At 64.9% G+C, this 8054-nt stretch carries 3 protein-coding genes and 2 pseudogenes; 2 read left to right on the top strand and 3 right to left on the bottom strand.

All coding sequences use genetic code 11. The features are described 5' to 3' along the window. The 3 genes and pseudogenes from JMF90_RS13980 to aceE all read right to left on the bottom strand — a co-directional run. Nucleotides 1-653, bottom strand: a 653-nt coding sequence (locus tag JMF90_RS13980) for a biotin/lipoyl-containing protein (RefSeq protein ID WP_201325171.1), incomplete at its 3' end; no start/stop codon positions are given. Nucleotides 654-938: 285 nt separating this feature from the next. Next, nucleotides 939-2267, bottom strand: a pseudogene (gene aceF, locus JMF90_RS13975) (dihydrolipoyllysine-residue acetyltransferase); the annotation flags it as partial. 47 nt (nucleotides 2268-2314) lie between these two features. Then, nucleotides 2315-5011, bottom strand: coding sequence for a pyruvate dehydrogenase (acetyl-transferring), homodimeric type (gene aceE / locus JMF90_RS13970; protein ID WP_012328827.1), 2697 nt, complete (start codon nucleotides 5009-5011; stop codon nucleotides 2315-2317). Nucleotides 5012-5284: 273 nt separating this feature from the next. Between aceE and fixL the strand changes: the two genes are divergently transcribed. Together fixL and fixJ are read left to right on the top strand one after the other, a co-directional pair. Beyond that, entirely contained in the window at nucleotides 5285-7801 is a 2517-nt protein-coding gene (gene fixL, locus JMF90_RS13965; RefSeq protein ID WP_006478377.1) for an oxygen sensor histidine kinase FixL, read from the top strand. Next, nucleotides 7798-8054, top strand: a pseudogene (gene fixJ, locus JMF90_RS13960) (oxygen response regulator transcription factor FixJ); the annotation flags it as partial. The gene fixL and the pseudogene fixJ, both read left to right, overlap by 4 nt.

Genomic DNA, 8054 nt, shown 5'->3' with positions numbered 1-8054 from the left:
CCCGTCGTCAGTTTCTTGACGACGCCGCCCTTGAAGTCGCGCAGCTTGTCGAGATCGACCTGCGGCTTGCCGAACGTGATGCCGTGCGACGCGAGCGCCGCGGCTTCCTCGACGACGAGCGACGTATGCAGCAGCGCCTTCGACGGGATGCAACCGACGTTCAGGCAGACGCCGCCGAGCGTCGAATAGCGTTCGACGAGTACGGTCTTCATGCCGAGGTCGGCGGCGCGGAACGCGGCCGAGTAGCCACCGGGGCCGGCGCCGAGCACGAGCATGTCGCACTCGATGTCGGCGGCGCCGCTGTAGCTGCCGGCTTGCGGCGCAGGCGCCGGCGCGGCGGTGGCCGGAGCCGGTGCGGCGGCTGCGGGCTTCGGCGCCTCGGGTGCTTTCGCGGGTGCGGGCGCGGCTGCGCCTGCCGAGGCTTCGACGATGGCGATGACGGTGCCTTGCGAGACTTTCTCGCCGGCTTTGACCTTGACTTCCTTGACGGTGCCGGCGACGTCGCTGGGCACTTCCATGGAGGCTTTGTCGGATTCGAGCGTGATGAGCGTTTGCTCTTTTTCGATCACGTCGCCGGGTTTGACGTTGACTTCGATGACATCGACGCCGCTGAAATCGCCGATATCCGGAACCTTGACTTCGATGAGACTCATGACTGTCCCCTTCTTGATTAGCTGCAGAGAGAGAGGGAGGGACTGGCGAAAAGACGGAACCTGCCTACATGCGGCCTGACAAGAGAACGCGACGTTGGGCGGAACCACCTTTGCCGTCCGCCCAAGGACGCGCCTTTCTTTTGGTTACTTTTCTTTGGAAGACAAAGAAAAGTGACCGCCGCCCCGCGCAGGGGCGACGCTGGCAGACCGTTGGCAAAACAGGTTCAACGACAAGGGCGTGGAGAACCAAAAACCAACCCACGCCCCCGCGAGCCCCTCATCTCATCAAAGAATGATGCGACGGAAATCCCCGAGCAACGCTCCGAGATACGCATTGAACCGCGCGGCTTCCGCGCCATCGATGACGCGATGGTCATACGACAGCGACAGCGGCAGCATGAGCCGCGGCACGAACTGCTTGCCGTCCCACACCGGCTTCATCTGGCCGCGCGACAACCCGAGGATCGCCACTTCCGGTGCATTGATGATCGGCGTGAAGTTCGTCCCGCCGATCCCGCCGAGCGACGAGATCGAGAAGCAGCCGCCTTGCATCTGGTCCGGCTTCAGCTTGCCTTCGCGCGCGGCCTTCGACAGGTCGCTCATTTCCTTCGCGATGTCGACGAGGCCCTTCTTGTCCGCATCGCGGATCACCGGCACGACGAGGCCGTTCGGCGTATCGGCCGCGAAACCGATGTGGAAGTACTGCTTGAACACGAGGTTGTCGCCGTCGAGGCTCGCGTTGAAGGTCGGGAATTTCTTCAGCGCGGCGACGACTGCCTTGATCACGAACGCGAGCATCGTGAACTTCACGCCCGCCTTTTCGTGCTCCTTGTTCAGTTGGACGCGCAGCGCTTCGAGCTCGGTGATGTCCGCTTCGTCGTTGTTCGTGACGTGCGGGATCATCACCCAGTTGCGATGCAGGTTCGCGCCCGAGATCTTCTTGATGCGCGACAGCGGCTTCGCCTCGAACGGGCCGAACTTCGAGAAATCGACCTTCGGCCACGGCAGCAGGTTCAGCTCGCCGCCGCCTGCCGGTGCGGCTGCCGCGGCGGGTGCCGCGCGCTGGCCGGTCATCACGCCCTTCACGAAGCCCGTGACGTCTTCCTTCGTAATGCGGCCCTTCGGACCGGAACCCTGCACACGCGCGACGTCGACGCCGAGTTCGCGTGCGAACTTGCGGACCGACGGCGATGCGTGGCTGGCGCGGTATTCGCCCGACGGCGCGGCGGCCGGGGCGGCAGCAGCCGGCGCCGGCGCAGCCTTCGCGGGCGCGGGTGCCGGTGCAGCAGCAGGCGCCGGTGCGGCAGCGGCCGGAGCCGGTGCGCTGGCCTGCGGTGCGGCAGCCGGCGCGCCGGCGGCTTCGAGCAGCACGATCAGCGTGCCTTCCGACACGGAATCGCCAACCTTGACCTTGATTTCCTTCACGACGCCGCCGACCGGGCTCGGCACGTCCATCGTCGCCTTGTCCGACTCGAGCGTGACGAGCGACTGCTCGGGCTCGACCGTATCGCCCACCTTCACGCCGATCTCGATGACCGGCACGTCCTTGTAATCGCCGATATCCGGCACCTTCACTTCGATCGCTTGACTCATCTGTTTCTGTCTCCATGGCCGCGCGCGCTCCTCGCGGGAGCGGCGCGCGGCATCACACGGCGTGTGCGTTAAACGGTCATCGGGTTGGGCTTGGACGGATCGAGGTTGTACTTGGCGATCGCGTCAGCGACCACCTTGCGCTCGATCGTGCCTTCGTCGGCCAGCGCGTTGAGCGCGGCGACGGTGACCCAGTGACGGTCGACCTCGAAGAAGTGACGCAGCTTCTCGCGGGTGTCCGAACGACCGAAGCCGTCGGTGCCCAGCACGACGAAGCGGCGATCGATCTGGCCACGGATCTGGTCTACCAGCGCACGGACGTAGTCGGTCGATGCGATGACCGGGCCCTGCGTGTCCTTCAGGCACTTCTGCACGTGCGACAGGCGACGCTCCTCCGTCGGATGGAGCAGGTTCCAGCGCTCGATTTCGTGGCCTTCGCGCGCGAGTTCGGTGAAGCTCGGCACGCTCCACAGGTCGGCGGCGACGCCCCAGTCGTTCTTCAGCAGGTCGGCGGCAGCGATCACTTCGTTGAAGATCGTGCCCGCGCCGAGCAACTGGACGCGCGGCGCCTTCTTGTCGGCGTCGGCCTTCTTGAACGCGTACATGCCCTTGATGATGTCGGCCGCCACGTGCTCGCCCTGCGGAATCGCCGGGTGCTCGTAGTTCTCGTTCATCACCGTGATGTAGTAGTACACGTCTTCCTGGTCCTGCACCATGCGGCGCAGGCCGTCCTGGATGATCACCGCGAGTTCGTAGCCGAACGTCGGGTCGTAGCTCACGCAGTTCGGCACCGATGCCGCCCACAGCAGCGAGTGACCGTCTTCGTGCTGCAGGCCTTCGCCGTTCAGCGTCGTACGGCCCGCGGTGCCGCCCAGCAGGAAGCCGCGCGAACGCATGTCGCCCGCGGCCCAGGCGAGGTCGCCGATCCGCTGGAAGCCGAACATCGAGTAGAAGATGTAGAACGGCACCATGATCTCGCCGTGCGTCGAATACGACGTCGCCGCCGCGATCCAGTCGCACATGCCGCCCGCTTCGTTGATGCCTTCCTGCAGGATCTGGCCGGTCTGCGATTCCTTGTAGAACATCAGCTGGTCGGAATCTTCCGGCACGTACTTCTGGCCTTCCTGGTTCCAGATACCGATCTGGCGGAACAGGCCTTCCATGCCGAACGTACGCGATTCGTCCGGGACGATCGGCACGACGCGCTTGCCGAGCGCCTTGTCCTTCAGCAGGATGTTCAGGATCCGCACGAACGCCATCGTCGTCGAGATCTCGCGGCCTTCGCCCGTGCCCTTCAGGAGCGGCTCGAACGCGTCGAGCGCCGGCACCGGCAGCGACGTCGCCTTCTCGCGGCGGTGCGGCAGGTAGCCGCCGAGGTCCATGCGCTTCTGGCGCATGTATTCGAGTTCCTTCGAGCCTTCCTCGAATTTCAGGTACGGCACGTCGGCGATCTGCTCGTCGGTGATCGGCAGGCGGAACTGGTCACGGAACTTCTTCAGTTGCTCGACCGGCAGCTTCTTCTGCTGGTGCGTGATGTTCATCGCCTGGCCCGACTCGCCCATCCCGTAGCCCTTGATGGTCTTCGCGAGGATGACGGTCGGCGCGCCCTTCGTGTTCGTGGCTTCATGGAACGCCGCGTAGATCTTGTGCGGATCGTGACCGCCGCGGTTCAGCGCCCAGATGTCGTCGTCCGACCAGTCGGCGACGAGCGCCTTCAGTTCAGGCGTGTTGAAGAAGTGCTCGCGAACGTACGCGCCCGACTCCGACTTGTACGTCTGGTATTCGCCGTCGACGCACTCCATCATGCGGCGCATCAGCGCGCCCGACTTGTCGCGCGCGAACAGCGCATCCCAGCGGCTGCCCCAGATGACCTTGATCACGTTCCAGCCGGCGCCGCGGAATTCCGATTCGAGTTCCTGGATGATCTTGCCGTTGCCGCGCACCGGACCGTCGAGACGCTGCAGGTTGCAGTTGATCACGAACACGAGGTTGTCGAGCTTCTCGCGGCTCGCCATGCCGATCGCGCCGAGCGATTCCGGCTCGTCCGTCTCGCCGTCGCCGAGGAACGCCCACACCTTGCGGCCTTCCGTCTTCGCGATGCCGCGCGATTCCAGATACTTCATGAAGCGGGCCTGGTAGATCGCCATGATCGGGCCGAGGCCCATCGACACGGTCGGGAACTGCCAGAAGTCCGGCATCAGCCACGGGTGCGGATACGACGAGATGCCCTTGCCGTCGACTTCCTGGCGGAAGTTGTCGAGCTGCTCTTCCTTCAGGCGGCCGAGCAGGAACGCGCGCGAGTACACGCCCGGCGACGAGTGGCCCTGCACGAACACGAGATCGCCGCCGTGCTGGTCGGACGCTGCGTGCCAGAAGTGGTTGTAGCCGACGTCGTAGAGCGTCGCGGCCGATGCGAACGACGCGATGTGGCCGCCGACGTTCGTGTCCTTGCCTGCGCGCAGCACCATCGCCAGCGCGTTCCAGCGCGTGTACGAACGGATGCGGTGCTCGATGTCCTGGTCGCCCGGAATCTTTGCCTGGGCTTCGACCGGAATCGTGTTGATGTACGGGGTATTGGCGGAGAACGGCAGGTGTTCGCCGTGCATGCGGGCGAATTCGATCTGCTTTTCGATCAGGTAATGCGCACGGCCGGTGCCCACGGAGGAGATCACGCCATCGAGCGACTCCAGCCACTCGACGGTTTCTTGCGGGTCGTCGTCACGTTCGGCGGCGACATATTTCATCACTTCGTTCGGTACAGCGGACATTCTCGTCTCCTGGGTCCTGGAATGTGAGGATCGCTCTCGTGCAGACGACGCGACGCGGCCGGCTGCGGGCAAGCTCCGACGGATTGTAATGAGCGTGGACGGGCCTGCGCAACAAAATTTTCGAATTGTGAGATCTTTTCTCGTAATGCGGAATATTGCTGCGCTGCACCCATATTTCGGGGCTCCGCGGCCCGTCTCGTCCGAACAAAACCGTTTCCGTTCAACATATCCGGTATCGGTTTTCCATGTATTGCGCTGCGCTACAATCCTGCCATGTTGACCGATCGGCTTTTCGCACGCTCGGCGCGACCGCCGGGCCCGCCGGCGGAGTCGCAGCCGTCCCGTTGGCACCACGGACCGTGGTGGTCCAACTCCTATTTGCTGACGCCGCTGCTGTCGATCCTGGTGTTCCTCGTGGTGATGAGCCTCATCCTGTGGAGCCTCAACCGGCGCGAACAGCAGCAGCAGGAAGACACCCTGTTCCGCAACGTCGCGTGGGCCCAGCAGCAGATCCGCCTGTCGATGACGGGCGCGCAGGAACAGTTGCAGGCGCTGTCGCGCGACCTCGCGTCCGGCCGCCTCGACCAGAACGCATTCCAGATGGCCGTCGCGGACGTGATGCAGACGCATCCGGAAATCCTCTACCTGAACTGGTACACGGCGCCCGGCGTGCAGCGCTGGCCGACCGTGCATCCGCCGCTGCTCGGCCAGCGCCTCGCGAAGCCCGGCGACGCGCAGATGCAGGACGCCGTGCGCGGCGCGTACGACGAGGCGCGCAGCACGCGCCGCCAGGCCTATTCTCCGCTGATCTACGACGACTTCGGCAACGGCTTCATCACGTTGCAGACGCCCGTGATGCGCGGCGACCGCGAATACCTCGGCTCGATCGCCGCGGTGTTCTCGGTCGAGGGCATCCTGAAGCACGACATCCCGCAGGAACTGTCGTCGAAGTACAAGATCTCCATCACCGATTCGAACAACCGCGAACTGTCGTCCACGTCGACACGCCCGCGCCTGCCGCGCGACTCGCACTACGATCTTCCGCTCGACCCGCCCGGCCAGGGGCTGACGGTGCGCGTGTACGCGTTCCCGCAGCTCACCAACCTGACCAACAACACGCTCGTGTGGCTCGTCGCCGGCCTGTCGTGCTTCGTGCTGTGGAGCCTCTGGAGCCTGTGGAAGCACACGCGCCAGCGCTTCGAGGCGCAGCAGGCGCTGTACGCGGAAGCGTTCTTCCGCCGTGCGATGGAAAACTCGGTGCTGATCGGCATGCGCGTGCTCGACATGCACGGCCGCATCACGCACGTGAACCCCGCGTTCTGCCGGATGACGGGCTGGGACGAAACCGATCTCGTCGGCAAGGTCGCGCCGTTCCCGTACTGGCCGCGCGACGCGTACCCGGAAATGCAGCGCCAGCTCGACATGACGCTGCGCGGCAAGGCGCCGAGCTCGGGCTTCGAGCTGCGCGTGCGGCGCAAGAACGGCACGCTGTTCCACGCGCGCCTGTACGTGTCGCCGCTGATCGACAGTTCGGGCCGCCAGACCGGCTGGATGTCGTCGATGACCGACATCACCGAGCCGAAGCGCGCGCGCGAAGAGCTCGCGGCCGCGCACGAACGCTTCACGACGGTGCTCGAAAGCCTCGACGCCGCGGTGTCGGTGCTGGCCGCCGACGAAGCCGAGCTGCTGTTCGCGAACCGCTACTACCGCCACCTGTTCGGCATCCGCCCGGATGGCCATCTGGAGCTGTCGGGCGGTGGCTTCGATCGCGCGCAGGCATCGTCCGACTCGATCGACATGGTCGACGCGTTCGCGGGCCTGCCGGCCGCCGCGCTGACGAGCAGCACCGCCGATGCGCAGGAGGTGTACGTCGAGAGCATCCAGAAGTGGTTCGAGGTGCGCCGCCAGTACATCCAGTGGGTGGACGGCCACCTCGCGCAGATGCAGATCGCGACCGACATCACGACCCGCAAGAAGGCGCAGGAGCTCGCGCACCAGCAGGAAGAGAAACTGCAGTTCACGAGCCGATTGATGACGATGGGCGAAATGGCGTCGTCGATTGCTCACGAATTGAATCAGCCGCTCGCCGCGATCAACAACTACTGCTCGGGCACGCTCGCGCTCGTGAAGAGCGGCCGCGGCACGCCCGAGACGCTGCAGCCCGCGCTGGAAAAGACCGCGCAGCAGGCGCTGCGGGCCGGGATGATCGTGAAGCGGATTCGCGAATTCGTGAAGCGCAGCGAGCCGAAGCGCCAGCCGGCGCGGGTCGCGGACATCGTCGCCGATGCGGTCGGGCTGGCCGAAATCGAGGCCAGAAAGCGCAGGATCCGGATCGTCACGGAAATCCTCGCAAGAATGCCTATTATTTATGTCGACCCCGTGCTGATCGAACAGGTGCTGATGAACCTGATGAAGAACGCAGCCGAGGCGATGGCCGACGTGAAGCCGGCGTCGGCGGACGGCGTGATCCGCGTGGTCGCCGACATCGATGCGGGCTTCGTCGACATCCGTGTGATCGACCAGGGCCCGGGCGTCGACGAAGCGACCGCCGAGCGCCTGTTCGAACCGTTTTACAGCACCAAGTCCGACGGCATGGGCATGGGGCTGAACATCTGCCGTTCGATCATCGAATCGCATCGGGGGCGTCTGTGGGTGGTCAACAACGTCGAGCCGGATGGCCGCATTTCCGGCGCGACGTTCCACTGCAGCCTGCCCATTGGGGAACCCGCTGATCTCGGCCAAGGGGGGCGCGAGGCATCGGCATCACATACCGTTACGGGAGAACTATGAATAGCCCTGTCACCACCACTCAGGAAACCGTCTTTGTCGTCGACGACGACGAGGCCGTACGGGACTCGCTGCGCTGGCTGCTGGAGGCGAACGGCTATCGCGTGCAATGCTTCTCGAGCGCCGAGCAGTTCCTCGATGCCTATCAGCCGGCGCAGCAGGCCGGCCAGATCGCCTGCCTGATCCTCGACGTGCGGATGTCGGGCATGAGCGGCCTCGAATTGCAGGAACGCCTGATCGCCGACAATGCCGCGCT

It is taken from the genome of Burkholderia sp. E168m23, from assembly GCF_016586125.1.
GTDB lineage: Bacteria > Pseudomonadota > Gammaproteobacteria > Burkholderiales > Burkholderiaceae > Burkholderia > Burkholderia orbicola.
This window is presented reverse-complemented; position numbering and strand designations above follow the sequence as displayed.